Source organism: Pseudophaeobacter arcticus DSM 23566, assembly GCF_000473205.1.
In the GTDB taxonomy this organism is placed as follows: Bacteria; Pseudomonadota; Alphaproteobacteria; order Rhodobacterales; family Rhodobacteraceae; genus Pseudophaeobacter; species Pseudophaeobacter arcticus.
The window spans coordinates 1896477-1920977 of record NZ_KI421507.1; the positions used below are offsets into that span (position 1 = coordinate 1896477).

The following is a 24501-nucleotide window of genomic DNA, read 5'->3' on the forward strand; positions in this document are numbered from 1 at the left end:
GGCGAACACTGGCTTTGCTACTGGCAACATTTCGCCCAAATACGCCTCCCACCGGAGCAAACCGAAGAGGGCACACCAAAAAAACCGCCTTCACACTTGCCCACAGGCTGCCGCATGGCTAAAGATTTCGCGCAGAGTTCAGCAGCTGGGGATGGCGGCGGCTCTGCGATATAGGGATGGGACAAGGATCGGCTCGTGCGGACACGTCTGGCTATCAGGATACATGCATTTCTGGAACACTACTTTCCAGAACGCCGGGTCTTTTTAAAATCCGATACAGATACCCGTTTTGTCCGGCTGAGGTCGGGCACACAGCTGATCGCCGTCACCGGGATGGTCGCCTTTGTTGCCTGGGCCATTGTCGCCACGGCGATTGTCTTGATGGATAGCATCGGCTCCGGGAACTTTCGCGAACAGGCCAAGCGGGATCAGCTCACCTATCGCGCCCGGCTCAACGACATCTCAAACGAACGGGACACCCGCGCCGAAGAGGCTTTGGCGGCTCAGCAGCGGTTCAACGCCGCCCTGGCGCAGATTTCGATGATGCAGTCCGAATTGCTCACCTCCGAGACCCGGCGCCAGGAGCTGGAAACCGGCATCGAAGTCATCCAGACAACCCTGCGCCAGACCATGACCCAGCGTGACGGCACCCGCGCCGAACTGGAAGAGCTGCGGCAAAACACCAAGGCAGATTGGGACACCCCCATGGCTGCGGCAGCTGCGCCCTTGCAGATGGATTTTCTCTCTACTGCGCTGTCGGAAACGGCGACCGAACGCGACCAGATCGAAACCGATGCCCAGGAAGCCCTGGAACAGCGCGCCGAAATGGAGCTGGAACTGGAGCTGCTCAACGAGCGCAACGACCAGATTTTCCGTCAACTCGAAGAGGCGGTCGCCGTATCGGTGGCGCCGCTGGACAAGATGTTTAGAAATGCCGGCATGCCGCCAGATCGTATTCTGGAGCAGGTGCGGCGCGGATATAGCGGTCAGGGCGGTCCGCTCAGCCCTTTAGCCCTATCCACCCGCGGTGAGGAACCCTCCGCGGATGAGCTGCGCGCCAACCAGATTCTCAATCAGTTGGACCAGTTGAACCTCTACCGGATGGCAGCGCAGCAGGCGCCTTTTGCAACCCCGGTTAATCTGAATCTGGTGCGTCAGTCTTCGGGCTATGGCTACCGGCGCGACCCCAAAACCGGCGGCCGCCGCCTGCACAAAGGGTCTGATTTTGCCGGCAGTACCGGCACCGATATCTTTGCCACGGCCGATGGCATCGTCACCCATGCCGGCTGGCAATCCGGTTATGGCAAACTTGTTACCATTCAGCATGCCTTTGGGATTGAGACGAAATACGCTCATAACTCAAATCTGCGCGTTAAGGTGGGCCAAAGGGTCTCGCGCGGGGATCACATTGCTGATATGGGTACGACCGGACGGTCCACCGGAACCCACCTCCACTATGAGGTAAGGGTTAATGGCAAACCCGTAAACCCGATGATCTATATCAAGGCTGCAAGAAATGTTTTCTAAAAGCAAAATCAACGAGCCCGGACCTAAACAGGCCGAGGCAACCCCTACAGCGGCTCCGGCGGCCTCATCCGCACCTGCTGCATCTGCCAGCGAATACAAGCCCTCTGCCCCAAAGGCAAAGCCGCCCGCATCGCTGCTGAGCTCGGATCTGCACATCACCGGCAATCTGAAAACCTCAGGTGACATCCAGGTCGAAGGCACCGTCGAAGGTGATATTCGCGCCCACCTGCTGACCGTTGGCGAAACCGCCACCATCAAAGGCGAAGTGATTGCTGATGATGTTGTCGTCAATGGCCGTGTTGTGGGCCGGGTACGTGGCCTCAAGGTGCGTCTCACCGCCACCGCCCGTGTCGAAGGCGACATCATCCATAAAACCATCGCGATTGAGAGCGGCGCCCATTTTGAAGGCTCGGTCCAGCGTCAGGATGACCCACTGACCCCTGGTGGCAAAAAAGCCATGCCGGCAGCTGCGGCCTCTGCCCCTGCCCCCTCGGCAGCCGTCAAAGCGGCAACAGCCGCTGCCAAGGCCGACAGCTAACCTATCGCCGCCCCGTGCTTTGCCCCCTCGGGACAGAGCAGAGAAATTGAACCCGTCGCAGATCGGCTCTGCGGCGGGTTTCTTTTTGCACTATCCGCCCGCTCGACAACCGGAGGAAAGTTGCACCTGCAGATCGGGTTACCAAGCTGAAAATCCCCCCTCCCCCTCTGCGTGGTGAAGGAATTTTGCTTTCACTGCTCAACCTTTGGGAGTACCCTCCGGCAGGTATTTTATGACGTAGTCTGGAGAGAACCATGCCGGTTATTCTTGGTGCAATTGCCGTTTTGGCAGCCGCGTTTTTTTGGATCCAACGGGCCCGCAATGCGGCGCAGATGGGCCACGATCTGGTGGATGTCGCCAATGACATCCGTCTGGCCGCACGTAGATTTGGCTTTCAGCGCCGCAGCAATATCCACCCTGCCGAGACCATCGAGGACCCGCAGATTGCCTTGGCGGCCCTCGGGGTCAGCTTTCTGGAGCTTGACGATTATCCGACCGCTGAACAAAAAGAAGCCCTGATCCGTGGTCTGCGCGAAGAGTTGAGGATCCCACATCAGGATGCCGAAGAGCTGGTTCTGCTTGGGCGCTGGATCATGACAGAGTGCGGCGGCCCGCAGCAGGCGATTTCACGGCTGTCACGTCGGCTCTACAAGCTGAGCGCACAGAGCCATTTCAACGTGCTTGTCAGCCTCATTCAGGGCATCGCAAAATTTGGCAGCGGCAGCCTGACACAGCCGCAAAAAACCGCGCTGGAGGATGTCCAGCGCGGTTTGAGGATCAGCTAGAAACTGACGGCTCCCCGGTGAATATTACCGGGGAGCCAAGACCTTACTCAGTGACGGTCACTTTGCTCATCATGTCGGGTTTGCCCACAACAGAACCATTGCCGCCGGTGCCCAATTTGATCGCATCCACCACATCCATGCCTTCGGTGACCTGTCCAACAACGGTGTATTGCCCGTTGAGGAAATGACCCGGCTTGAACATGATGAAGAACTGCGAATTGGCGCTATTGGGGTTTTGTGAGCGCGCCATGCCAACGATGCCGCGATCAAAGGGGCGATCCGAAAACTCGGCAGGCAGATCGGCCAGATCAGAACCGCCCATGCCGGCGCGGCTCATGTCGCCACCCATTTTGCCATACTGAACATCGCCAGTCTGCGCCATGAAGCCATCAATCACGCGGTGGAACACCACCCCGTCATATTTGCCCTCGGCTGCCAGCGCGGTGATCTGAGCCACATGTTTGGGGGCCAGATCCTCAAACAGGTCGATCTTGACGGTGCCATTGGCCTCGCCCTCGATCTGGATTTCCAGCCCTGCCGCCAGCGTCGAGCTGGCCAGAAGGGAAAATACCGCTGCCAGCTTAAACATCTGCGGCCACCTTGACGCTGATCATGCGATCGGGATTTGCGGGGGGCTCGCCTTTGACGATGGCGTCAACGTGTTCCATGCCTTCAATCACCCGACCATAGACGGTGTATTGATTGTTGAGGAAGTGGTTGTCCTTGAAATTGATGAAGAACTGCGAGTTGGCCGAATCCGGGCTGGCGGAACGGGCCGCGCCCAGGGTGCCGCGGTCATGTGGCAGGCTGGAAAACTCAGCAGGCAGGTTTGGCAGCGACGAGCCACCAGTGCCAGCCATGCGGATGTTAAAGCCGTCTTCCATATCGCCATTGGCGACATCGCCGGTCTGCGCCATAAAACCGTCGATAACCCGGTGGAAGCAGACGTTGTCATACTCACCCGCGCGCGCCAGTTCCTTCATGCGCTCGGCATGTTTGGGGGCCACATCCGCCAGCAATTCGATGACAACATTGCCATCTTTCAGCTCAATAATGACGGTGTTTTCTGGATCTTTGATATCGGCCATGAGGCCCTCCTGTCTGCAAAATTTGCAACGATAGTTAAGGGTAGCGCTCGCAATTGCCAAGGGAGCATTGACTGATGGCCAAAAAGCGCTGAAAGAACAGCGTGATTACCCGCGATATTTGCACAGAGGAGCCTCTGATGGGCTGGAAAACACTCGACGATATGGATCTGAACGGTAAACGCGTCCTGGTGCGCGTGGACATCAACGTCCCTCTTGTTGACGGCGTGGTGACCGATTCCACCCGAATCCGCCGCATTGCTCCAACCGTGCGGGACATTCTGGCGGCCGGTGGTCGGCCGATCCTGCTGGCGCATTTTGGCCGCCCCGGCGGTGAGCGGCGCGAAAACCTGTCGCTGAAGCAGCTGGTCCCCACCCTGGAGCGCGCCTTTGAAACCACTGTGCGGTTTGCGGCCGATTGCGTTGGCGAAGGCGCCAAGGAGGCCGCAAGCGCGCTGCAGCCTGGCGAAGTGCTGCTGTTGGAAAACACCCGGTTCCACGCGACTGAAACCAAAAACGACCCCGAACTGGCCGCCGCCATGGCAGAGCTGGGCGATGTCTATTGCAACGATGCCTTTTCCGCAGCGCATCGCGCCCATAGCTCCACCGAGGCCCTGGCGCGGCTGCTGCCCGCCTGTGCAGGCCGCCTGATGCAGGCAGAACTCCAGGCGCTGGAAAGCGCCCTGGGGGCGCCAAACCGCCCGGTGACAGCGGTTGTCGGCGGCGCCAAGGTGTCGACCAAGCTGGAGCTGCTGGGCAATCTGGTGGAAAAGGTCGATTATCTGATCATTGGTGGTGGCATGGCCAATACCTTTCTTGTGGCCAAAGGCCTGTCCGTGGGCATTTCACTGGCCGAGCGGCTGATGAAAGACACCGCAGCGCAGATTATGGCGAAGGCCGAGAAGACCGGCTGCAAGATCATCCTGCCCAGCGACATTGTGGTTGCTGAAAAGTTTGAATCGCACGCTCCGCACCAGATCCTGCCGGTGGATCAATGTCCGGACAACGGCATGATCCTGGATGCGGGCCCCGAGAGCCTGAAGGTGATCAATGAGACCTTTGAACAGAGCAAAACCCTGATCTGGAACGGTCCGCTTGGCGCCTTTGAATTTGAGCCCTTTGATGCCGCCACCAATGCCGCAGCTCTCAAAGCCGCCGCGCTGGTCCGTGCAGGCCTGCTGACAGCCGTTGCAGGCGGTGGCGATACCGTCGCCGCGCTGAATGCCTCAGGCGCGGCGGGGGATTTCACCTATATCTCCACGGCGGGCGGAGCCTTTCTGGAATGGATGGAAGGCAAAACTCTCCCCGGTGTTGCCGCGCTGGAAAGCTGAGGCCTGCAGCTTCGGGCCCCGCAACGCCTGATCAAAGCAAGCTCCCCCCAACTGACCGCCGATCCGGAATTTCTCTGGGTCGGCGGTTTTTGTCTTGCGGCTATCCCCTTGGTCTTTGGCTGAAAATATTAACAAACCCTTAATGGTAAAAATTCTATCCCCTTGGAGTCAAAAGGGGATTCACAAAGCGAATCGCTTGTGCCATAACAAAGACAGAGGCCGGAACAACTGGCCCAACAGCAGACTTGAGCAGTAAACATACAGGCACTTCCATTGACCCGAAGCCACAAGCCTTCCTTAGGTTCTTTTACCTTTTTTGTCGTCGCATTTGCGCTGGGCGCATATTTTACCTTTGCGGCGGTGCAGGGTGATTTTGGGTTGTTCAGAAGAGTCGAGATCCAGGCCGAAGCCGATGAGCTTCGCCTGGATCTTGATCGTCTGACCCTGGAAATTGCCGCGATCGAAAACCTCACCCATCGCCTGTCGGATGACTATCTGGACCTGGACCTGCTGGATGAGCAGGCGCGCTCGGTGCTGGGCCTGCTGCGTGCAGACGAAATCGTCATCCAATAAACGCTTTTTGCACCCCTCCTGTGGCACAGCGGACTGATCTGGCTGTTGAACAGGTTTGACCATCATGCAACCATACGGAAAATGCTCTGCGGCGGCAGGCCATTTGGCGTGGCTCTTGGGTCCGCGTCGGGGTTTTTGCTGTGTCTTTTCTGCGGTGAAATAACCCGAGGTCACAAAAGGTCTCGCCAGCCAGGTCAAATTCAACTATTAATTAGTTTAACACTAAACTATCTAGCCTCAAGGGGGAGCCCGCACCGATGGCAGCTAGGAAAAGCACAAAGAAACCAAATGTTTCTGCCGAGGAACTGACCAAGTATTACCGTGACATGCTGTTGATCCGTCGATTCGAAGAAAAGGCCGGTCAGCTCTATGGGATGGGGCTTATTGGCGGGTTCTGTCACCTCTATATCGGCCAGGAGGCCGTTGTTGTTGGCCTGGAGGCCGCAGCAGAAGAAGGCGACAAACGCATCACCTCTTATCGCGATCACGGTCATATGCTGGCCTGTGGCATGGATCCAAGTGGTGTCATGGCCGAATTGACGGGGCGCGAAGGTGGCCTGTCCAAAGGCAAGGGCGGGTCGATGCATATGTTCTCGAAAGAGAAGCATTTCTACGGTGGCCACGGTATTGTTGGCGCCCAGGTGCCGCTGGGGGCCGGTCTGGCCTTTGCTGACAAATACAAAGACAACGGTCGCGTGACATTCACCTATTTTGGCGATGGCGCTGCCAACCAGGGCCAGGTCTATGAGACCTTCAACATGGCCGCCATCTGGGACCTGCCGGTGATCTTTGTCATTGAGAACAATCAATATGCCATGGGCACAGCGCAGGCGCGTTCGACCTCGACCCCTGACATCTACACCCGTGGTCAGGCCTTTGGCATCCCCGGTGAAGCCGTCGACGGCATGGATGTTCTGGCCGTAAAGGAGGCCAGCGAACGGGCCACGGCGCACTGCCGCTCTGGCAAGGGGCCTTATATTCTTGAGGTCAAAACCTACCGCTACCGCGGCCATTCGATGTCGGATCCGGCCAAGTATCGCACCCGTGAAGAGGTGCAAAAGATGCGCAGCGAACGCGACCCGATCGAACAGGTCCGCGATCTTCTCCTGACGGGCAAACACGCCACCGAGGAGGATTTGAAAGCGATCGACAAAGAGATCAAAGAGGTGGTCAACCAATCCGCCGAATTTGCCCGCACCAGCCCGGAACCAGCGCTCGAAGAGCTCTGGACCGACATCTACGCCTGAGGGGAAGAGAAGAGATATGGCAACTGAGATTCTGATGCCCGCCCTGTCGCCAACCATGGAGGAAGGCACGCTGGCCAAATGGCTGGTCAAGGAAGGCGATACCGTGAGTTCCGGCGATATTCTGGCCGAGATCGAAACCGACAAGGCCACCATGGAGTTCGAAGCTGTCGATGAAGGCATCATCGGCAAGATCCTGATCTCCGAAGGCTCTGAGGGCGTGAAGGTAAACACGCCGATTGCCGTTCTGGTCGAAGAGGGCGAAAGCCTGGACGCTGCGCCTGCGGCGGGCAAGGAAGCGCCGGCGGCCGGGGCACCTACGGCGCCCGCAGCCCCCGCCGCTGCTGCCGCGGCCCCTGCCGCACCTGTGGTCGATACCAGCCCGGACTGGCCCGAAGGCACCGAGGTGGTAAAGACCACGGTCCGCGAAGCCCTGCGCGACGCCATGGCGGAAGAGATGCGCGGCAATGAAAACGTATTCTTGATGGGGGAAGAGGTCGCCGAATACCAGGGCGCCTACAAGATCAGCCAAGGCTTGCTGGACGAATTTGGCCCCAAGCGGATCATCGACACGCCGATCACCGAACACGGCTTTGCCGGGATCGCCACCGGCGCCGCCTTTGGCGGGCTGAACCCGATTGTCGAGTTCATGACCTTCAACTTCGCCATGCAGGCGATTGACCAAATCATCAACTCTGCGGCCAAGACGCTTTATATGTCTGGCGGTCAGATGGGCGCACCTATGGTGTTCCGCGGCCCCAATGGTGCCGCTGCCCGCGTCGGCGCCCAGCACAGCCAGGACTATGCCGCCTGGTACATGCAGGTGCCTGGCCTCAAGGTTGTCATGCCCTATTCGGCCTCTGATGCCAAAGGTCTGCTGAAATCCGCGATCCGCGATCCCAACCCGGTGATCTTCCTGGAGAATGAAATTCTCTATGGTCGTTCCTTTGACGTGCCCAAGATGGATGACTTCACCGTTCCCTTTGGCAAGGCGCGGATCTGGCGCGAAGGCTCTGACGCCACCATCGTTTCCTTTGGCATTGGCATGCAATACGCCCTGGAAGCCGCTGACCAGCTGGCCGCAGAGGGGATCTCAGCCGAGGTCATCGACCTGCGCACCCTGCGCCCGATGGATCTGCCGACGGTGATCAAATCGGTGATGAAGACCAACCGCCTGGTCACCGTCGAGGAAGGCTGGCCGCAGGGCTCTGTTGGCAGCTATATCGCCTCGGAAGTGATGCAGCAGGCCTTTGATTACCTGGATGCCCCGGTCATCACCTGCACCGGCAAGGACGTGCCTATGCCCTATGCCGCCAATCTGGAACGCCACGCCCTGATCACCACCGACGAGGTGGTCGCAGCCGTGAAGCAAGTGACCTATCGGTGAGGCAGGCGTAATGGCAATTTTTGATCCAATTCCTCACGATGGAGGCTATCGCTATAGCATTCGTGATGAAGCTTCTAATAAGATCTATGTCGTTTTTGTAACACGCGAAATGCTAGATGATGCCGTCGGCGACAATCGCACTGATGAACAGTCAATAAGCTGGATGCGTGAAAATGAGGCGGAGCTCCATAAAGCATGGAGCGCAAGGGTCTTTGGAGGCCCTAGCATAGCTCCGTTCAATCGCATCTTCGTCCGGGAGGAAAGCTAATGCCCACTGAAATTCTCATGCCCGCCCTCTCTCCCACCATGGAGGAAGGCACGCTGGCAAAATGGCTGGTCAAGGAGGGCGACACCGTCTCCTCCGGCGACCTGATTGCCGAAATCGAGACCGACAAGGCCACGATGGAATTCGAGGCCGTGGACGAAGGCACCGTCGGCAAGATCCTGATCGCTGAAGGCTCCGAGGGGGTCAAGGTCAATACCCCCATCGCGATCCTCCTGGAGGAGGGCGAAAGCGCCGATGATATCACAACAGCTGCGGCGCAACCGGAAGCGGCCGCCGCCGCTGACGCGGGCGCGGCGGCGGCCTCCGGCGGAGGCTCCGACGCGCCCGCTGCCCCCGCGACGCCGGCTCCTGCAGCCGCCGCCGCCGCAGATGGGTCGCGCATCTTTGCCTCGCCCCTGGCCCGTCGCATCGCCGCCGACAAGGGGCTCGACCTCAGCGCGCTCAGCGGCTCCGGCCCACGTGGCCGCATCGTTAAGGCTGACGTCGAAAACGCCAGTGCCGCCGCGCCGCAAGCCGCGGCCAAACCAGTAGCAGCGGCCCCTGCCCCGGCAGCCGCCGCGCCCGCTGGGCCTTCGGCGGATATGGTCGCCAAGATGTATGAAACCCGCAGCTTCGAGGAGGTCAAACTCGACGGCATGCGCAAAACCATCGCTGCCCGTCTCACCGAAGCCAAGCAGACCGTGCCGCATTTTTATCTGCGCCGCGACATCCAGCTGGATGCGCTGCTCAAGTTCCGCGCCCAGCTGAACAAGCAGCTCGAAACCCGGGGTGTCAAACTCTCGGTGAATGATTTTATCATCAAGGCCGTGGCGCTGGCACTGCAGGCAGTTCCAGATGCCAATGCCGTCTGGGCGGGAGACCGGGTGCTGAAGATGAAAGCCTCGGATGTGGCCGTTGCGGTTGCCATCGAGGGCGGCTTGTTCACGCCAGTGCTGCAGGACAGCGAGCTCAAATCCCTCTCGGCGCTCTCGGCAGAGATGAAAGATCTGGCGGCCCGCGCCCGTGATCGCAAACTGGCCCCACATGAGTATCAGGGCGGCAGCTTTGCCATCTCCAACTTGGGCATGTTTGGTATCGACAATTTTGACGCCATCGTGAACCCACCCCATGCCGGCATTCTTGCGGTTGGCGCCGGCAGCAAAAAGCCGGTTGTGGGGGCGGATGGTGAGCTGAAAGTGGCGACTGTGATGTCTGTCACCATGTCTGTTGATCACCGGGTCATAGACGGCGCCCTGGGCGCGCAGCTGTTGCAGGCGATTGTCGAAAACCTGGAAAACCCTATGGTCATGTTGGCCTAACCGCCGAACAGGCCCGCTTCAAAACAGGCCTTCTCCAAAACAGGCCTGACACCAAAACGGGCCTGACACCAAACCCCGAGGCAGAGACTGCCTCGGCGCCCCAGTTGCAGATTGATCCTGCGGCTGGGGCTTTGGTTTCTCAGGCTATGTTTGTATTCATGGGCCTGTTGAATTTACTGAAGCAGCTGTTTTCAATGGAAATTTTTTGCTCTGTAACCGCGCTTGAATCGCCAGTCCTTTGGTGGCCAGATAAACGGTTACCTCGGCGGGCTTAACCCCAGGCTGAATCAAAACCAGGCTGAAACAAAAAAGGGGCAGAATATGCCCCTTTTCACTTGCTTGATCAGTCAAATCCCAGGATCGCTTACTGGCGCCACAGGCAACTAGGGTGCGTATTCGCGCGCAAGGCCGTACAGGGAAGCTTACTGGTGCTCTCTATCGGATCCGTTTGGCACCACCTGATCCATGCTGATCGAGGGCTGATCACAGCCAGCTTCGCCGACGATCTTGGCCGGGACGCCAGCGACGGTCTTGCAGGGCGGAACCTCTTGCAGCACCACGGATCCCGCAGCGATACGGCTGCAATGACCAATGCGGATATTGCCCAGAACCTTGGCTCCAGCACCAATCAACACCCCATCTTCGATCTTGGGGTGGCGGTCTTCTTCTTCCTTGCCGGTACCGCCCAGTGTCACCGAATGCAGCATCGAAACATTGTTCCCCACCACAGCGGTTTCACCAATAACAATGGAATGGGCGTGGTCGATCATGATACCACGGCCAATTTTGGCACCGGGGTGAATATCAACACCAAAGATTTCAGAGATCCGCATCTGGAAAAAGAAGGCCAGGTCCAAATCGCCCTGCAGCCACAGCCAATGGGCAATCCGGTAAGCCTGCACCGCCTGATAGCCTTTGAAATACAGGATCGGTTGCAACAGGCGATGGCAGGCCGGGTCGCGATCATAAACCGCCATCAGATCGGCGCGAGCGGCCGCAATCAGGTCCGGGTCAGAGGCATAGGCCGTATCCACGATTTCACGCAGGATCACCATCGACATCTCATTGGAGCAAAGCTTTGCAGCGATCCTGTAGGACAGCGCCTTCTCTAGCGTCGGGTGGTGCAGGATGCAGGCATGAATCAACCCGCCCATAAGTGGCTGTTTGGCAACGGCTTCCTGAGCCTCTGTCGAGATTTGTTCCCAGACCGGGTCCAGGGGCGAAACGGCTTTACGCGTCTTGATCATGGCATGGCGTCCTCTTCTAGCCCTTAGGTTTGCATTTAGGGCAGAAAAACCCAAGCGCAAACCCTTGATGGAGAAGATTTCAAAATAGAATGAGTCGCCCCCTTGCCCCGGATCCGGTGCCACAGACCGCTGCCAAAGGCCCCCTCTGACCTAAGATATTCCGCCTGCGCGCGACCATTTTTGCGCATCAACTCACCGGGTCAGGCGGCGCTCCAATTCCGCAAGAGCGATACGCAAGCATTTGATATAGCTCAGATCATTCCAAAATGGCTCAGTGCAAAGCGGGCCAAAACACTGCCGTGCCACCGCATCCAATGTGCCATTGCCCCACTGCGGATGCAGCTGACCCGTGCGCGCCACATGCGCTGCTGCCTGTTCCGCCCGGTCAAACAGGCGCTGACACAAATTTGACCGCTGCGGCGCTGGCACCGCCCGCAAAGCCCGCGCCAGACTGCTCAGATCTTGCGGCAAAACCGGCCCGAGCAGATCGGGTTTTACGCTGATTTTACTACAGCCTTTCAGCGCCACAGGGCCGCACCGCCCTGTCACGCAATTGGCATTTGGGTTGCAAAGCCTGCCCCGTAGCGATCTGACAGCTGAGCCACCTCGATGATATCCCCAGGCAGGGCCGAATCTGCGGTTTGATCGCTCAGGGAATAGGTCCAGTTGGGGGCGCTCACCTCCCGTTCCCGCAGCAAGGTGGTCCCCCGCAGGACGCGAAACCGGTAGGCTTCCCGCGCCTCGCCCAGGGGGATTTCGGCCAGGTCCCAACTGTCGCCTTCCACCCGGCTACGCCGGATCCAACTGACAGAAATGTCACTGCCAAGCCCCCCTTTGAGCCGCAGATGCACCGGAGCATAGGGGCGTAAGCCATTGCCATCAAACGCTTCAACCTTATGGATATAGCTTGGATCATCATAGCCGCGCCGTGCCGGTCCAATCCGGTAATGCCGTGCAATGCGGCGTTGGGCCAAAGACAGCTCGAGCTGTGAAAAACTCCCGTCCAGCAGCACCACATAAGAGCCCTCGGGCCAGACCATCGGCATCAAGCCGTCGCTGCCCAATTGCCCCCGCAGGCGGCCACGCAGCATATAGGTATTGTCGCCAACCAATTCGGCCTCGCGGAACTGGAAGATCTCCCAGTTGTCATTGCTGCCATCCCCGATGGCGACGGCATTGGCCCCATTCAGCACCGCCAGCGCCGAGCGGCTTTGCAACGCGCCTGAGATCAGTTTCACCTGCAGATCAGCGCCAAGATCCCAGCGCCCCGGCGCCGCCGCCCTCAAATCCGTCTGCGTCAGACCAATGGTGCTGCGTGCCGCAATAACCTGCTCCAAGGCATAGTCGGAATCACTCCCCGAGGAATAAACAGCAACGGTTCCCGGCCAGGGTGCGGCTGTCACCGCCAGATGTGGCGCATGGGCTGTTTCCTCCCCCGTCAGCAGAGGCAAATCCATAAACAACGGCAAGACCGGCAGGGGGGGCTCAAATTCCTGACCAGAGGGCAGCGTTTCAGGAATATCCGCCGACAGATAGACCTCGGGGTCGATCCGCACCGCATCGACACTCTGCGCGGTGCCCAGCTCCATCCGATCAACACGATAGCGCTGCAGAGGTTCTGTTCCCTCCTGCGGTTGCGCCGGGCTTGCCAGGGATGGGGTATCTGGCAGCGCAATGACATCGCCAACCCCAAGGTGCAGCAGGGATGGCGGCAGAACAAAACGGGCGGTGTCACGCGACACCCGCGCCTCGGCCAGCCAGCGTTCAACAACCTGACGCGCCTCGCTTTGGGTCAGGACCAGGGCCAGCTCACTGCTGCTGACGGCATGGGTTTCCGCGTCGGGCAGGCTCGCCTCAACGGCGGCAATATCATAGCCTGCGCCCCATTCGATAAACCGCAAACGGACCCGCCCCGCCAGTTCGGCCTCTGCCTCGCGGGTGAGCTCAACAATGCCGTCCAGTTCGTCATCATCAACCAGGCTTTGGGCGGGCAGCATATAGGCGCTGTCCCCCTGACGCAGCCGGAACTCCAGCACCCCGTTGCGTTCAATGGCATCAAAGCCATAGCGCAGGCTCAAAGGCTGCAGCGCCGCGCGCGCCTCGGCGACTTGGCTCACCCCATAGCCGTGCACAATCCCGTGCAGCTGGTCGACATCAATCCGCCACTGCCCCGCTTGCACGCAGATTTCACGCACCACCGAAGCCAGGCTGCGCTGCCCGGCGCGCCCGTTGAGCCAATGGCCACGCAGATAGTTCGCGCCATCACTCCAGACGCCATCGAGATTTGGAAAGGCGGGAAAGGGGCGCGCATCCCAGGCCCAGACATAGGCGTTGCTCATATCCAGCATCCGCCCCTCATATTCGCTGGACAGCGGGTTGTTGGCCTCCTCCCCCCAATAGCCCAGCACCGCCCGCAGGTATTGCAGCTGCATCAGATCATCGCGCTGGCCATTGGAATAGTTCGGCAGCTGCGATTCCGAGCTTTTGGGGTCGAGGAATTTATTGGGCTGATTGGTCCCCTTGTCGATGGCAGCACAGCCCAGTTCGGTGAACCAGATCGGCTTTTTCTGCGGTTGCCAGGCGGTGGGCAGTGCTTGGCGGACCCCGTCTATGCGCTCGTGGTGCGGGTTGCTCCACCAGTTTTTCAGGTCTTTGTAGCGCCAGATCCAGGGCTCATCATGGGCGCCATCGGTGATCGGCGTGCGGATCTGCGCCGCTGCGGCCTCGCTAGAGTGGTAATACCAGTCATAGCCCTCACCGCCAGCGACATTGGCGCGTAAATAGTCCAGATCATAGATGCTGGGCGCCCCTGCTGTGCGGTCCAGATGATCCACCCCGTCGCGCCAGTCCGACAGCGGCATGTAGTTGTCGATGCCGATAAAATCGATATTGGCATCAGCCCAAAGCGGGTCGAGGTGGAAATACCTGTTGCCCTCGGGGCTTTGGTAGCCCCAGTATTCGGACCAATCCGCCGCATAGCTGATCTTGGCCGCGGGCAGCAACAGACGCACCTCGGCCGCCAGATCCCGCAGCGCGGCAACCGCTGGGAAACCAGTAAGACCGCGGATCTGGGTCAGCCCGCGCATCTCGGAGCCGATACAAAAGGCCGCGACCCCGCCCGCTGCGGCACAAAGCGCCGCATTGTGTAAAATGAACCGCCGCAGCCCCCAATCCGCAGCACCACTATAGCTCACCTGACCACCGGCAACGGTGAAATCCGCTGCCGTGGCTGCCCCCATAAAGGCAGCGACCTCGGCGTCAGCCGCCAGGGTTTGATCCGGTGTTCCCGGCAGACCCGGCGCCTTTGACAGGGTGATGCGCCCGCGCCAGGGCAGTGGCGGCTGTGTCGCGGCATCGCTCCAGGGATCGGGAAGGCTGTTACCTGCCACCTGATCCATCAGCACAAAGGGGTAAAACATCACCCGCTTGCCAGCCTCCTGCAGCGCCTGGATCGCCTCGATAACGGCAGCGTCACTGGGGGTGCCGCCATAGACACCGCGCCCGTCGCCATCCACCGGCACCAGATCGGCGCTGGTCCGGGTTTGCCCAGAGACCCGCCAGGCCATGGGGATACCTTCAGCCTGCTTTTGCTCCACCTTGGGTTTGATCTGACACTGCCCACAGCGCAGATCATCGCCAAACCAAGACACAATCAAAGAGGTGGCTTGGCAGCTTGGCAGCTCGGATGAGAGCGCCGCCAGCGAGGTCTCCAGGTCGCTTAGCCCCGAGGCCGTATGGCTGTTGGCCCCCGTGGCCTGGCCCGGACCAATGCCATAGTGAACGGCGGTGGTGGCCAAGGCATATTCGCCGGTGCCCGGCAACAGAGCCACCCCCTGGATCAACTGCCCAAGATCAAGAGAATACTCAGGGCTACCGGGTTGCTCGGGGCGCACAACCTCAAAGGAGAACTGCGGCACCCTGTTGCCAAAGGGCTCCAGCGCCAGGTCTTCAAACACCACATAGGCGGTGCCGCGATAGGCGGGAACCTCGCCGGTGCCCTCTATCGCCTCCATCAGCGGATCCGGCAGCTGATCCTGGGTGCCGCGATAAAGCGTCATATTCAGGTCCCTGGCAGAGACCTCTTCGCCATCCGCCCAGATCCGGGGCACAGCGGCGATCTCCCCCTGACACAGCGCAATCGCCAGCGAGACCGAATAGCTGTAGCGGGTGGTGCTGGGCTGGCTTGGCGCCCCCTTGCCACCACCAGATACGGTGGTGGTCTCGGCAAACTGGCTGGCCCAGATCACCTGCCCCCCCAGACGGGTGCGGCCATAGATCTGCGGTATCGGCGCGCCTTGCCCTGCTTCTGTCAGGCGAAACCGGTCCACCCTACCCGTCTCGATCGCGTCAGAGCCCGACCCCAGCAGCCGGTCATCAATGGCCCGCCCCAGGGTGGCGCCAATGGCGCGGCCAATGGCAACGCTGGACAGCCCGGCCACCGCGCCGCCAATCGAGCCGCCAATCGCGGCGCCCGCTGCAGAAAGAACAATTGTCGCCATCAGATTTGCTCCTGAGGAAAGGAAAAACGCGCCACCAGACGACGCTGCCAGGGCGCCGTCAGGGCGCTTTCCACCACCCCGTGGCCGTAATAGGCATGGATAAACCCTGGCCCCCAATTGTCCTCCTGGCTGGACACAGGTTTGGAGCCGGAACCGGAGCTGAAACCAGGCTTTGTCACACAGGCCTCACTCAGCCGGGATTGTACCCCCAGATGTTTTGCTACCGCCCCTGCCCGCATGCGAAACAGCAGCACATCCCCCAGCGCCGCCTGCGCCAGAGGTTTTGCCACAAGATGGGTCAGCGCCGCCTGCCACAGGCGCTCCTCGCCCTGCGGTTCAGACCAATCCATCGAATAAGGCGGCGGTGTTTCCGGCTCGGCCTCAAAAAGAGCCCGCCAGATCCCCCGGATCAAGCCCAGACAATCGCAGCCAGCGCCACGGCAACTGGCCTGATGCAAATAGGGCGTCCGCAGCCAGCGCCGGGCCTCAGCCACCACCTGCAGGTTATTCCCTGCCTCAGAGATGTCTTGCCCCGTCATCTGCGGCTGCCCCCTGTGGTTTGGCCTGTGGTTCGGCCTGTGGATTTTGGCACCGCCATCACCCAGTCCTCGCCCGGGATATCGGGAAAGCCCTGATAGTTGATCAGATTGTTGAACTTCAAACGACAGCTCTGCATGGATTTGTCACATCCGGGCTCCAACCGCAGCTGATCCCCAGGCCGCAGCCCCCCGCGCAGCGCCTCCCACAGAGTGATCCGCCGTGCGTCCTTGAGCTGCTCATCCCGCTTGATGCTGCCCCAGAGCCCTATTGCCGCGCCGCTCAGCACTGTCAGACGCCCACCTGCAAACCAGCCCGGCTCAAACCCGGCGAGGCTTTGCCATTGAAAGGCGCTGTCTTTGGGTATCGTCTCGACCTGACCTTCAAAGGCGTAGCCCGAGGTTGTCAGATCAAAACGGCAGGCACCATCGCCCAGAACCGCAGTGCAGGGTTTCTGATAGATCCGTCCCAGAGGCTGGTTCAGGGCCTCGGTGAGGCCGCGCAGTTCCGCCTCAAAAGCGCCGCCCGCCCGGTGCAGCTCGCCAATGGTGCCGTGAAACTGCAGCCAGCGATCTGCGGTGTTTTTCCAGTTGACCAACCAACAGCTGAGGTCGGCCCCGTCAAAGCGCCCGGCCACAATATCAGCCTCACGCAGGGCGACATCACTCAGCGCCCCCTGCGCCGAAGAGTTATCAACGGAAAGCCCGGTGCTCTGCACCAGGGCGCGGGCGCTCAGCCCGGAACCCGCGATGAAACGCCAGTCCTCAAACGACAGATCCAGATCATGATCGGTAAAGCCAAACCGGGTTCCATCCTTGCGGGTCAGCCCCCAGCACCGTGCCAGGGTGGTGACACCCGTCTGTGTATGCGCCCAAAGGCCCTCAGCTGCTGTCGCCATCAGACTCGCACCTCCACCACTGGCACATTGGGCACATCCCCGGCCTGGAAAGAGGCAACACTGGTCAGGATCCTATCGGTATCAAAGCGCACCGGCACGTCAAATTCACAGCCCGCCACGATCTCAACCCCCTGTTCCGGCGGATAGCTCAGACGGATCAGGCCGGTGGTGGGATCCAGCGTGAAGTCAATATCTTCTTTCAGCTCTTCCTGCCCCAGCCCCAAACGAACCGTGCCCACTACCGGTTTGCTGAGGGGGCGCTGGTAGATGCTGTCGCCAGAGCGATAATTCTTGATCAGTTGAAAATCGCGCTGGGCGCCATCCCCCAGCCCAATGACCTGATCGCGAAAATCCACCTCCGCCGAGGGGCGAGCGGATTTGTAATCGGACCAGTCTTTCCAGCGAAAGCCGTAAATCTGCCCCTGGCGGGCCTCAAAAAACGCAATCAGTGCTTCGATGTCATCCAGTGAGCGCAGCCCCAGCCCGGCATCATAGCGCCGTCGGGAATGGGCCCAGGGGGTGTTGCGTTCCTCAAACCCATTGGCCAGCGTCACCACATCACTGCGCCGCTCTGGCCCGCCAACCGAGCCAAAGCTCAGAGAGGCGGGAAATCTGATTTCGTGAAAACTCATGGGAGTGCGCTCCTAACGGTTGCGATTGCCACGGCTCAGTGCGCGCGACAGTTGGGCGGCGATCTGGCCACGACTGCGCGCAAAACCCTGAACATCGGGGGTGCTGACATTCATCACCACGGTGGTGCCGCCGCCCTGCGAGCGCACGCCCAGGCTACCATCCGCGCCGCGGCTCAGCGGCAGAATGGCTTCGGGGCCTGCCTCGCCCATCAGCCCGGTGCCGCCACGCATCGGAAAACGGGTGGGGGCGCTGACGATACCACCGCGCGCAAAGGGAACCACCTGCCCCTGAGAAAACGCCGCGCCATTGGCAAAGGGCAAAAGCCCGCCAATCAGATCGCCAACCCCGGTGGAAATCAGCCCGCCAACGTGATCGGTGATCGGGCGCAGGGCGGCATTATAGGTGGTTTTGACCAAAGAGCGCGCCAGACCATCCAGCGCCGAGGACAGGCTGTCGCCATCAAAAACCACCTGCTCAAAGGAGCGCCGCAACCCGCGCGACAGCCCCCGTTCCAGAGTCTCGACATCCTTGCCGGTGGCTTCAAAAGCATCACGCACCCGGCGCAACTCTGCTTCAAAGCTGGCGGCCATCCCGGCGGCATCGCCAAGCGTATCGCCAAGCGCCCCACTTTGGAGGTCCAACGCGGCAATGTCACGACTGTCAGCCATGGTGCGATCCTTTGTGCACTGTGCCCGGCATCTCGCGATGCCAAAGCGGGAAAATTGAAACTTAGGGGGCGTGATTATCCAGCTGCGGCGGAGGGTGGCGTCTGGTCAGGAAAGCGCCGCATCAGCGCCTGCAACCCACTTCGGTTCAGGCTTGGGGCCTGTGCCACTGGCGCGAGCAGCAATTGCAGCTCCAGCGGAGTGAGGTCCCAAAACTCTGCCGGGCGCAGCCGCAGCCCGCCCAGACCAGCCCGCATCAGGCCAGGCCAATCCAGCCCACTCATGGCGCGACCTCCTGGCCCTGTGCCGCGGCCGGGAGCGAAAAACTGCGGGCCAGAAGTTGCGCCGCCACCCTAGCGGCCTCAACAGCACCGCCGGCAATCTCTGCCCCGGCCAAATCCAAAACCTCCAGATCATGGCCGCCGCCCTCCAGACCAGCCGTCAGCAGCGCAAGAATATCAGCCGCAGAAAATCGTCCTGTTTCAAAGCGCTGTACCAGCGCCACCAGCGATCCCTCCTGCAGCTGCATCTCCAGCCGCGCCAATGCCCCCAGGGTGAGACGCAGCACAAAGGGGCTGTCATTGATGACCAGCGTCACCTCACCCCGCCAGGGGTTTTCAGGCTTTTGTTGCATGGCTCACGCCGCCGTAAAGCTGAGCGCGCCAGCACTCGCCAGGGAGAGCTCATAGGTGGCTTCGCCATTATGGCTGCCGACATAGTCCAGCGCAGTCACCTGAAACGGCCCCTGCACGGTGCCAAAGTCCGGCACCACCACCTGGCAATCCGGCGTCACCCCGTCAAAGAACAGCTGGCGCGCCCGCTCATCGGTGGTTTCATCGCGAAACACCCCCGACCCTGAGATCGAGGCAGAGCGCACCCCGGCGCCCGCCAGCAGCTCGCGCCAGCCGCCCTGGCTTTCGAGACTGGTGACATCGACAGTTTCGGCGTTAAAGCTGATCCGCGTGGCCCGCAGCCCCGCCAGTGTTTCAAACTGACCATCGCCGGTCATATCCACCTTGATCAACAGATCCTTACCATTCTGGGTAGCCATGACAGCGCCCCCTTTCTAACTGAGTGAGTGTATGGGTTGGTATTTGTCTGCAAAAACTGAAACTTAGAGCTCAGCTGTCTTCCACCCGCGCGGCAAAAAGCAGGGTAATGCTGCGACCGCCGTCTTGCAGGCGCTGGGCGCTGGCGCGTTCAAACCAGATTCCCACCAGCCGCCCCCGGCTGAGGCTCAGCGGCGCATCAACCAGCGCATCACAGATCGCGGCGGCGGCCTCCTTGGCGACGATAAAGCCGGCGCTGCTGGTGAAAACGCTGATGGTAAAGCGGTGGCGGGCGCCCTGACCGCTGGCGTCTGAACGATCCAGAACCTCTTCGGAACCCAAAACCGCGTAGATCTGCGGCAGGCTGCCCGTCGGCATGGCGTCAAACAGATCAGAGCCAAGGGCCGCCGTCACCCCGGCATCAGCCGTCAGGTGCTGAAACACAGACTGCTGCAATGCACTGGCCAGCGCATAGGTCATGGCGCCACCTCCTCGATACATTGACAATTTAGATAGCGCCCGCCCGGGTCTGCCTCGCTGACCGCTTCGATGCGGAACAGGCGCTGGCCTTGGCGAAACCGCTGACCGGGGCGCGGACGCGACAGGCTGCCCTGTGGCGTGGCGCGCAGGGTGATCTTGTAGCGCTGCAGGGACAGGCTGCCGCCCTCTTGCCCGGCGGTGCGCCCCGTTTGGGCGCTCAGCTCGGCCCAGACCACCCCCAACGGTGCCCAGCTTTCGCTATAGCCCCCAGCCCCATCGCTGAGCCGCTGCGGGTCTTCCAACAGCAGCCGTCGGCGCAGCTGCGGTGCCAGACTGTGGGTCATGACGTCCCCCCCGCCGAAAGCCGCAAATGACGATAGCGATCAATCAGGCTGACAACGCCAAAGGGCATGCAGCCGCCATGCAGGCCCGTGTCATCGCGGTATGCGTAATAATGGGCCGCCAACATCAACACCGCCTGGGCCAGATCATGGGGCAGCGCCTGCCAGTTGGTGGCCATCCCTGCGGTCAGCGTAATCTCCAGCCGGGCACCGTTTTCCAGACGCGGCAGCGATCCTGCGCGGGGGTGTAGGCGGGGCTGCTGGCTGTCGGATTCCACCCAAAAGGTTTCGGGTGCCAAGGCCGAGGGATCGCCTTCAGCATCAAACAGCGTTGCCAAGGTCAGAGACAGAACCGGGGCAAGCGGCAGCGCCGCCCAGTCGAGCCGCCGCCAACCGGTAATCACCCAGAGGAAATCGCGCTGCAACAGCGCCTTGCCGGTGCGGTTTTCAATCGCCGCCAGAGAGGCCCGCAAAAACCCGGTCAATACACTGTCCTGCAAGTCGTCTTCGCCAAAGCCGGTTCCCAGTCGCAGGTGCGCCTTAAAGGCCTCCAGCGGCAGGGCCGTATCCGGCACCGGTGTCACTTCGCTCAACATCATCATCAACTCCGCGGGCTCAGATCCCCAAGATGTCCCAATCTGGTTCAGCGGGCACGCAAGGCTCTCTGCCGCTCGGACGGAGGGGGAGCAGCTAGACGACAGAAAACCAGGGAATGCGTACCCGCCGGGGAACCGGGCTGCCGGTTCCCCATTCAGCCAAAGCAGTTAGCTCAGGCCGAATTTCAGCAGTTTGATGGCTGCAAAATCGCTGACATCGCCGCCCACCCGTTTGGTGGCGTAAAACAGCACATGGGGTTTGGCGCTAAAGGGATCGCGCAGCACCCGCAGATCGGGGCGTTCCGCAATGGTATAGCCAGCGGCAAAATCACCAAAGGCCAGCGACAGGCTACCCGAGGCGGCATCCGGCATGTCTTCGGCAATCAGCACCGGATAGCCAAGCAGGCGCGCAGGTTCACCTGCCGCCAGTCCGTCGGACCACAGAAAGCGGCCATCCGCGTCTTTCAGCTTGCGCACCAGGCCTGCGGTTTTGGAGTTCATCACAAAGCTGGCGTTGGCGCGATACCGCGCCCCCAGAGCGTAGACCAGATCAATGATGGCGTCGCCATCCCCAATGCCACCATCATCCCCTGACGCGACATAGCCAAGGCTTCCCCAGCTCCAGCTGCCATTTTCCACCGTCGGATGGGTCAGAATACCCGTTGGCTTGTCGATGCCATCGCCGGTCAGAAAGGCCGCAGCTTCGGCGCGGGAGAACTTGTCGGCGATGCGCCCGGCCAGCCAGCCTTCGATGTCAAAGGCGCTGTCGTCCAGCAGCCGCTGCGAGGCCTTGGGCAGCGCACTCAGCTCATGCAGGGCAATGGTGATCCGGTCGATCACCGGTGTGCCGCTCTCCACAGTTGGGTCGGTCTCGGTGGCCCAGCCCGCCCCGGTGTCGCTGTGATCAATCAACACATCGAACGAGGTGGCCTCCACGCTCACCACCGTGGCCACAGCCCGGATCGACGCGGTGGACTGCAGCACAGATTTCACCGTCTCCGAGGTCTGCGGATCCACCAGATAGCCGCCATCACTGTTGACAGTGGTCGACAAGGCCTTGCTTTCAGGCATCAGGCCACGAAGGGCACTGTCGTCGCCGGTCCGGATGTAGCCACAAAAGGCCTTTTGGTGGGGAGCCTGCTCTGCGCTTGCGGCTGCAAGATGCGGGCGCACTGCCCGGTTTGTCTTTCGATCCAGCATGGTCATTCGCTCTTCCGTCTGTTTGAATTTTACTTTCACAACGTCCTGAAACCCTTTGAACTCCCGCAGAAACCCTGACATCGCCTGGGTGACTTCCTGGGTCAAAGGAGCTGCCTGGTTGGCCAAGTCCGGGGTATCCCTCTTAGTCATGTTTTTGTCCTGTTCTGTTCAAGGTTGGGGAAAGAATCATACGGTTCAGATCGCGGCTGGCCCGGCGCAGATCAGCAGCAAGTTGCCGCAGCTTGCGCTCTTCGGCATCGGATTTCTGGCCCATCACCCGCGCCGTTGGCAGCATCGGAAAGGTCACCAGGGAGACTTCCCAAAGCTCAACCTCGGTGAGCACCCGGCCGCCATCCTCGCCCCTGTGGGCGCGCTTGGTCCGGTAGCCGATCGACAGGCCTTCGATTGCGCCCGCAGCGATCAGCGCCGCCGCTTCGGCCCCGCGTGAAATTTCCGTCAGCAGGCGGCCTTTGACCCAAAGCCCACGCGTGTCTTCGCGCAGCTCTTCCCAGACACCAATTGGCTGGGCGGGATCGTGCTGCCACAACATCTTAACCCGACAGCCAGAGGCCGCGAGGCGCTGCAGCGAGGCGCCATAGGCCCCCGGTGCGACGCGATCTCCGCCCTGATCGGCCTCGCCAAACAGGCTTGCGTACCCCTGGATCACGCTGTCGTCCTGAACCGTCAGCATCTCCCCAAAGCGCGAAAACTTATGTTCAAATCCTGCCTCAACCACCATTGAATAACCTCACTTAACCTGTTGTAAACACGTCAATTCATCGCCAGAAGAGATTGAAATGCCCGTGTCAGTATCACTGCGGCCACGCCATAGACCGTCAGCCAAAGGCGCCGCTCCATCCGCTCCAACAGCTGCTCCAGTTGCTGCTGCCGACGTTCAAGTGCCTGCAATTGGATCTCGATGACCTTTTCATGCGCCGACAACCTCAGCCCCGGCGCACAGTCAAACGGTGGCATGGGATATTCAGCCATCCAGCTCGCCCTCGGGCAGCGGTGGCAGGCCAAGCAATTTGCGTTTCTCTGCCTGGCTGAGGAAATCCGCAGCCGAGACCCGCTGCCATTGCCGCTCACGCTCTTCGGAGAGCGCTGAGACTTGATCAAGGTCGGGCTTTAGTTCGATGATTTCATTGCCAAACCCAGAGAGCCATTCAGACAGTCCCGCCGCAATCCGGGTCACCAGGGGCACCACGGTCAGGCGATAGAAGGCCCGGTTTGCCTCCTGGTAATTGGAATAGGCCGTGTCGCCCGGCAGGCCCAACAGCATCGGCGGCACCCCAAAGGCCAGGGCAATTTCACGCGCCGCGGCTTCTTTGGTCTTTTGAAACTCCATATCCGAGGGCGAAAACCCCATGGGTTTCCAGTCCAACCCGCCCTCCAGCACCATGGGTCGCCCGGCATTTCGTGCGCCTTGAAAGTTGGCCTCGACCTCTTCGCTAAGGCGGCGAAACTGGTCATCTGACAGGCTGCCCTGGCCATCGGTCCCGGCCCAGACCAGCGCCCCGGACGGGCGTGCTGCATTGTCCAAAAGCCCCTTTGACCATTGTGAGGCTGCGGAATGCACATCCAGCGACAGCGCCGCCGCCTGCAGCGGTGCAAGCCCGTAGTGATCATCCTGCGGGTGGAAGTTTTTCAGATGCAGCACTGCGGTCCGACTATCTTCGCAGGCAAAGCGGTGTTTGCGCCCCCCCACAGTATAGTCATAGGCCTGTGGCCAGCCGTCGGGACCGGGTACAAGTGTCATGCGGTCAGGGCGCAGCAGATGCAGCTCCGAGGGCCAGCCTTCCGCCTCGCTCACCGCCTCGACATAGACGTTTCCCGACAGCATCAGATGGCCAAACAGGCTCTCAAAAAAGTCCTGCCGCGTCTGCGCCCCATTGGGGCGGGTGATAAGCGACAGCAGCGGGTGGGTCTCATAGCGCTGCGCGGCGTCCTGAACCACCAGCGGCAGGGCCGCTGCCGCCTCGATCACCATACGAACGGCGCGAAACCCAACCGGATTTCCCAGGTAGCCAAGCCGCGTCAAAGAGCTGGTATCGCGGGCAGCCAGCGAGAAGGCGCCGCCGCCCTGCCAGGCAATGCCACGGGCGGCAGTGCTGGCCTTGGTTTGCGTCACTGTGGCCGATGAGGCCAGGGGCTCGCTGGGCTGTTTCTTGCGCCAGGGTAGGTCAAACCTCATGGGCCGCTCCTTTGATCCATCATCCGGGCATCGCGCCCTTTGCTGGAGAACAGATATGAGCTGCGGAGCTGAACATCCTCCAAGCGCGCCGTTCCACACAAAGGAAAC

29 protein-coding genes are annotated in these 24501 nt (G+C 60.7%); 9 read left to right on the top strand and 20 right to left on the bottom strand.

The annotated features are described in order from the left end of the window. The first annotated feature begins 195 nt into the window (after positions 1–195). The 3 genes from ARCT_RS0113105 to ARCT_RS0113115 all read left to right on the top strand — a co-directional run bounded on the left by ARCT_RS0113105 (position 196) and on the right by ARCT_RS0113115 (position 2850). Entirely contained in the window at positions 196–1527 is a 1332-nt protein-coding gene (locus tag ARCT_RS0113105; RefSeq protein WP_027240487.1) for a M23 family metallopeptidase, read from the top strand. After that, entirely contained in the window at positions 1517–2065 is a 549-nt protein-coding gene (locus ARCT_RS0113110; protein WP_027240488.1) for a bactofilin family protein, read from the top strand. Before ARCT_RS0113105 ends, ARCT_RS0113110 begins: the two co-directional genes overlap by 11 nt. Before the next feature lie 254 nt (positions 2066–2319). Beyond that, entirely contained in the window at positions 2320–2850 is a 531-nt protein-coding gene (locus tag ARCT_RS0113115) for a hypothetical protein (RefSeq protein ID WP_027240489.1), read from the top strand. Positions 2851–2893: 43 nt separating this feature from the next. Here ARCT_RS0113115 and ARCT_RS0113120 read toward each other — a convergent pair whose 3' ends face one another. Further along, a complete protein-coding gene (locus tag ARCT_RS0113120) occupies positions 2894–3439 on the bottom strand; it encodes a peptidylprolyl isomerase (protein ID WP_027240490.1) in 546 nt (181 codons plus the stop codon). Then, the gene (locus ARCT_RS0113125) at positions 3432–3938 is read right to left on the bottom strand and encodes a peptidylprolyl isomerase (RefSeq protein ID WP_027240491.1); all 507 of its coding nucleotides are present in this window, start codon (positions 3936–3938) and stop codon (positions 3432–3434) included. The genes ARCT_RS0113120 and ARCT_RS0113125 overlap by 8 nt, the downstream gene beginning before the upstream one ends. 137 nt (positions 3939–4075) lie before the next feature. On the opposite strand from ARCT_RS0113125, the gene ARCT_RS0113130 reads away from it, so the two are divergent. The 6 genes from ARCT_RS0113130 (at position 4076) to ARCT_RS0113155 (ending at position 10054) form a co-directional block, all read left to right on the top strand. Further along, a complete protein-coding gene (locus ARCT_RS0113130) occupies positions 4076–5266 on the top strand; it encodes a phosphoglycerate kinase (RefSeq protein ID WP_027240492.1) in 1191 nt (396 codons plus the stop codon). Between the two features lie 273 nt (positions 5267–5539). After that, positions 5540–5839, top strand: coding sequence for an FtsB family cell division protein (locus ARCT_RS0113135; RefSeq protein WP_027240493.1), 300 nt, complete (start codon positions 5540–5542; stop codon positions 5837–5839). 257 nt (positions 5840–6096) lie between these two features. Continuing rightward, entirely contained in the window at positions 6097–7086 is a 990-nt protein-coding gene (gene pdhA / locus ARCT_RS0113140) for a pyruvate dehydrogenase (acetyl-transferring) E1 component subunit alpha (RefSeq protein WP_027240494.1), read from the top strand. A gap of 16 nt (positions 7087–7102) precedes the next feature. Next, positions 7103–8470 carry a pyruvate dehydrogenase complex E1 component subunit beta gene (locus ARCT_RS0113145; protein WP_027240495.1) on the top strand — a complete coding sequence of 456 codons (1368 nt, stop codon included), beginning with the start codon at positions 7103–7105 and terminating at the stop codon, positions 8468–8470. Positions 8471–8480: 10 nt separating this feature from the next. Beyond that, positions 8481–8738: a hypothetical protein gene (locus tag ARCT_RS0113150; protein WP_027240496.1), complete on the top strand. Its 258-nt coding sequence runs from the start codon at positions 8481–8483 to the stop codon at positions 8736–8738. Further along, positions 8738–10054, top strand: a complete 1317-nt coding sequence (locus tag ARCT_RS0113155) for a pyruvate dehydrogenase complex dihydrolipoamide acetyltransferase (RefSeq protein WP_027240497.1) — start codon at positions 8738–8740, stop codon at positions 10052–10054. Before ARCT_RS0113150 ends, ARCT_RS0113155 begins: the two co-directional genes overlap by 1 nt. 156 nt (positions 10055–10210) lie before the next feature. Here ARCT_RS0113155 and ARCT_RS28000 read toward each other — a convergent pair whose 3' ends face one another. The 18 genes from ARCT_RS28000 to ARCT_RS0113240 all read right to left on the bottom strand — a co-directional run bounded on the left by ARCT_RS28000 (position 10211) and on the right by ARCT_RS0113240 (position 24393). Continuing rightward, positions 10211–10405 carry a hypothetical protein gene (locus tag ARCT_RS28000; RefSeq protein WP_154665352.1) on the bottom strand — a complete coding sequence of 65 codons (195 nt, stop codon included), beginning with the start codon at positions 10403–10405 and terminating at the stop codon, positions 10211–10213. A 71-nt stretch (positions 10406–10476) separates the two neighbouring features. Next, entirely contained in the window at positions 10477–11301 is an 825-nt protein-coding gene (gene cysE, locus ARCT_RS0113160) for a serine O-acetyltransferase (protein WP_027240498.1), read from the bottom strand. 192 nt (positions 11302–11493) lie between these two features. Continuing rightward, positions 11494–11850, bottom strand: a complete 357-nt coding sequence (locus tag ARCT_RS0113165) for a DUF7742 family protein (protein WP_240476317.1) — start codon at positions 11848–11850, stop codon at positions 11494–11496. Next, positions 11847–15800: a baseplate multidomain protein megatron gene (locus ARCT_RS0113170; protein WP_027240500.1), complete on the bottom strand. Its 3954-nt coding sequence runs from the start codon at positions 15798–15800 to the stop codon at positions 11847–11849. The genes ARCT_RS0113165 and ARCT_RS0113170 overlap by 4 nt, the downstream gene beginning before the upstream one ends. Continuing rightward, positions 15800–16339 carry a C40 family peptidase gene (locus tag ARCT_RS0113175; protein ID WP_051360737.1) on the bottom strand — a complete coding sequence of 180 codons (540 nt, stop codon included), beginning with the start codon at positions 16337–16339 and terminating at the stop codon, positions 15800–15802. Before ARCT_RS0113175 ends, ARCT_RS0113170 begins: the two co-directional genes overlap by 1 nt. Next, on the bottom strand, positions 16336–17235 hold the full coding sequence (locus ARCT_RS0113180; RefSeq protein WP_027240502.1) for a DUF2163 domain-containing protein: 900 nt from the start codon (positions 17233–17235) through the stop codon (positions 16336–16338). The genes ARCT_RS0113175 and ARCT_RS0113180 overlap by 4 nt, the downstream gene beginning before the upstream one ends. Next, positions 17235–17867, bottom strand: coding sequence for a DUF2460 domain-containing protein (locus ARCT_RS0113185; protein ID WP_027240503.1), 633 nt, complete (start codon positions 17865–17867; stop codon positions 17235–17237). Before ARCT_RS0113185 ends, ARCT_RS0113180 begins: the two co-directional genes overlap by 1 nt. A gap of 12 nt (positions 17868–17879) precedes the next feature. Then, positions 17880–18536 (bottom strand): phage tail tape measure protein, encoded by a 657-nt coding sequence (locus tag ARCT_RS0113190; protein WP_027240504.1) that lies wholly within the window; start codon positions 18534–18536, stop codon positions 17880–17882. 74 nt (positions 18537–18610) lie between these two features. Then, positions 18611–18817 carry a rcc01693 family protein gene (locus tag ARCT_RS0113195; protein ID WP_027240505.1) on the bottom strand — a complete coding sequence of 69 codons (207 nt, stop codon included), beginning with the start codon at positions 18815–18817 and terminating at the stop codon, positions 18611–18613. Next, a complete protein-coding gene (locus ARCT_RS0113200; protein WP_027240506.1) occupies positions 18814–19167 on the bottom strand; it encodes a gene transfer agent family protein in 354 nt (117 codons plus the stop codon). The genes ARCT_RS0113195 and ARCT_RS0113200 overlap by 4 nt, the downstream gene beginning before the upstream one ends. Positions 19168–19170: 3 nt before the next feature. Beyond that, positions 19171–19584, bottom strand: coding sequence for a phage major tail protein, TP901-1 family (locus ARCT_RS0113205; RefSeq protein WP_027240507.1), 414 nt, complete (start codon positions 19582–19584; stop codon positions 19171–19173). A gap of 70 nt (positions 19585–19654) precedes the next feature. Then, on the bottom strand, positions 19655–20062 hold the full coding sequence (locus ARCT_RS0113210; protein WP_027240508.1) for a DUF3168 domain-containing protein: 408 nt from the start codon (positions 20060–20062) through the stop codon (positions 19655–19657). Beyond that, positions 20059–20406 carry a head-tail adaptor protein gene (locus ARCT_RS0113215; protein WP_027240509.1) on the bottom strand — a complete coding sequence of 116 codons (348 nt, stop codon included), beginning with the start codon at positions 20404–20406 and terminating at the stop codon, positions 20059–20061. Before ARCT_RS0113215 ends, ARCT_RS0113210 begins: the two co-directional genes overlap by 4 nt. After that, positions 20403–21002: a head-tail connector protein gene (locus tag ARCT_RS0113220; RefSeq protein WP_036785830.1), complete on the bottom strand. Its 600-nt coding sequence runs from the start codon at positions 21000–21002 to the stop codon at positions 20403–20405. Before ARCT_RS0113220 ends, ARCT_RS0113215 begins: the two co-directional genes overlap by 4 nt. A 165-nt stretch (positions 21003–21167) precedes the next feature. Then, positions 21168–22349: a phage major capsid protein gene (locus tag ARCT_RS0113225; protein ID WP_027240511.1), complete on the bottom strand. Its 1182-nt coding sequence runs from the start codon at positions 22347–22349 to the stop codon at positions 21168–21170. Next, positions 22342–22938, bottom strand: coding sequence for an HK97 family phage prohead protease (locus ARCT_RS0113230; protein WP_027240512.1), 597 nt, complete (start codon positions 22936–22938; stop codon positions 22342–22344). The genes ARCT_RS0113225 and ARCT_RS0113230 overlap by 8 nt, the downstream gene beginning before the upstream one ends. A gap of 32 nt (positions 22939–22970) precedes the next feature. Further along, positions 22971–23189 (bottom strand): GTA head formation protein, RCAP_rcc01685 family, encoded by a 219-nt coding sequence (locus tag ARCT_RS0113235; protein WP_027240513.1) that lies wholly within the window; start codon positions 23187–23189, stop codon positions 22971–22973. After that, positions 23182–24393: a phage portal protein gene (locus ARCT_RS0113240; protein ID WP_027240514.1), complete on the bottom strand. Its 1212-nt coding sequence runs from the start codon at positions 24391–24393 to the stop codon at positions 23182–23184. Before ARCT_RS0113240 ends, ARCT_RS0113235 begins: the two co-directional genes overlap by 8 nt. Positions 24394–24501 lie beyond the last annotated feature (108 nt).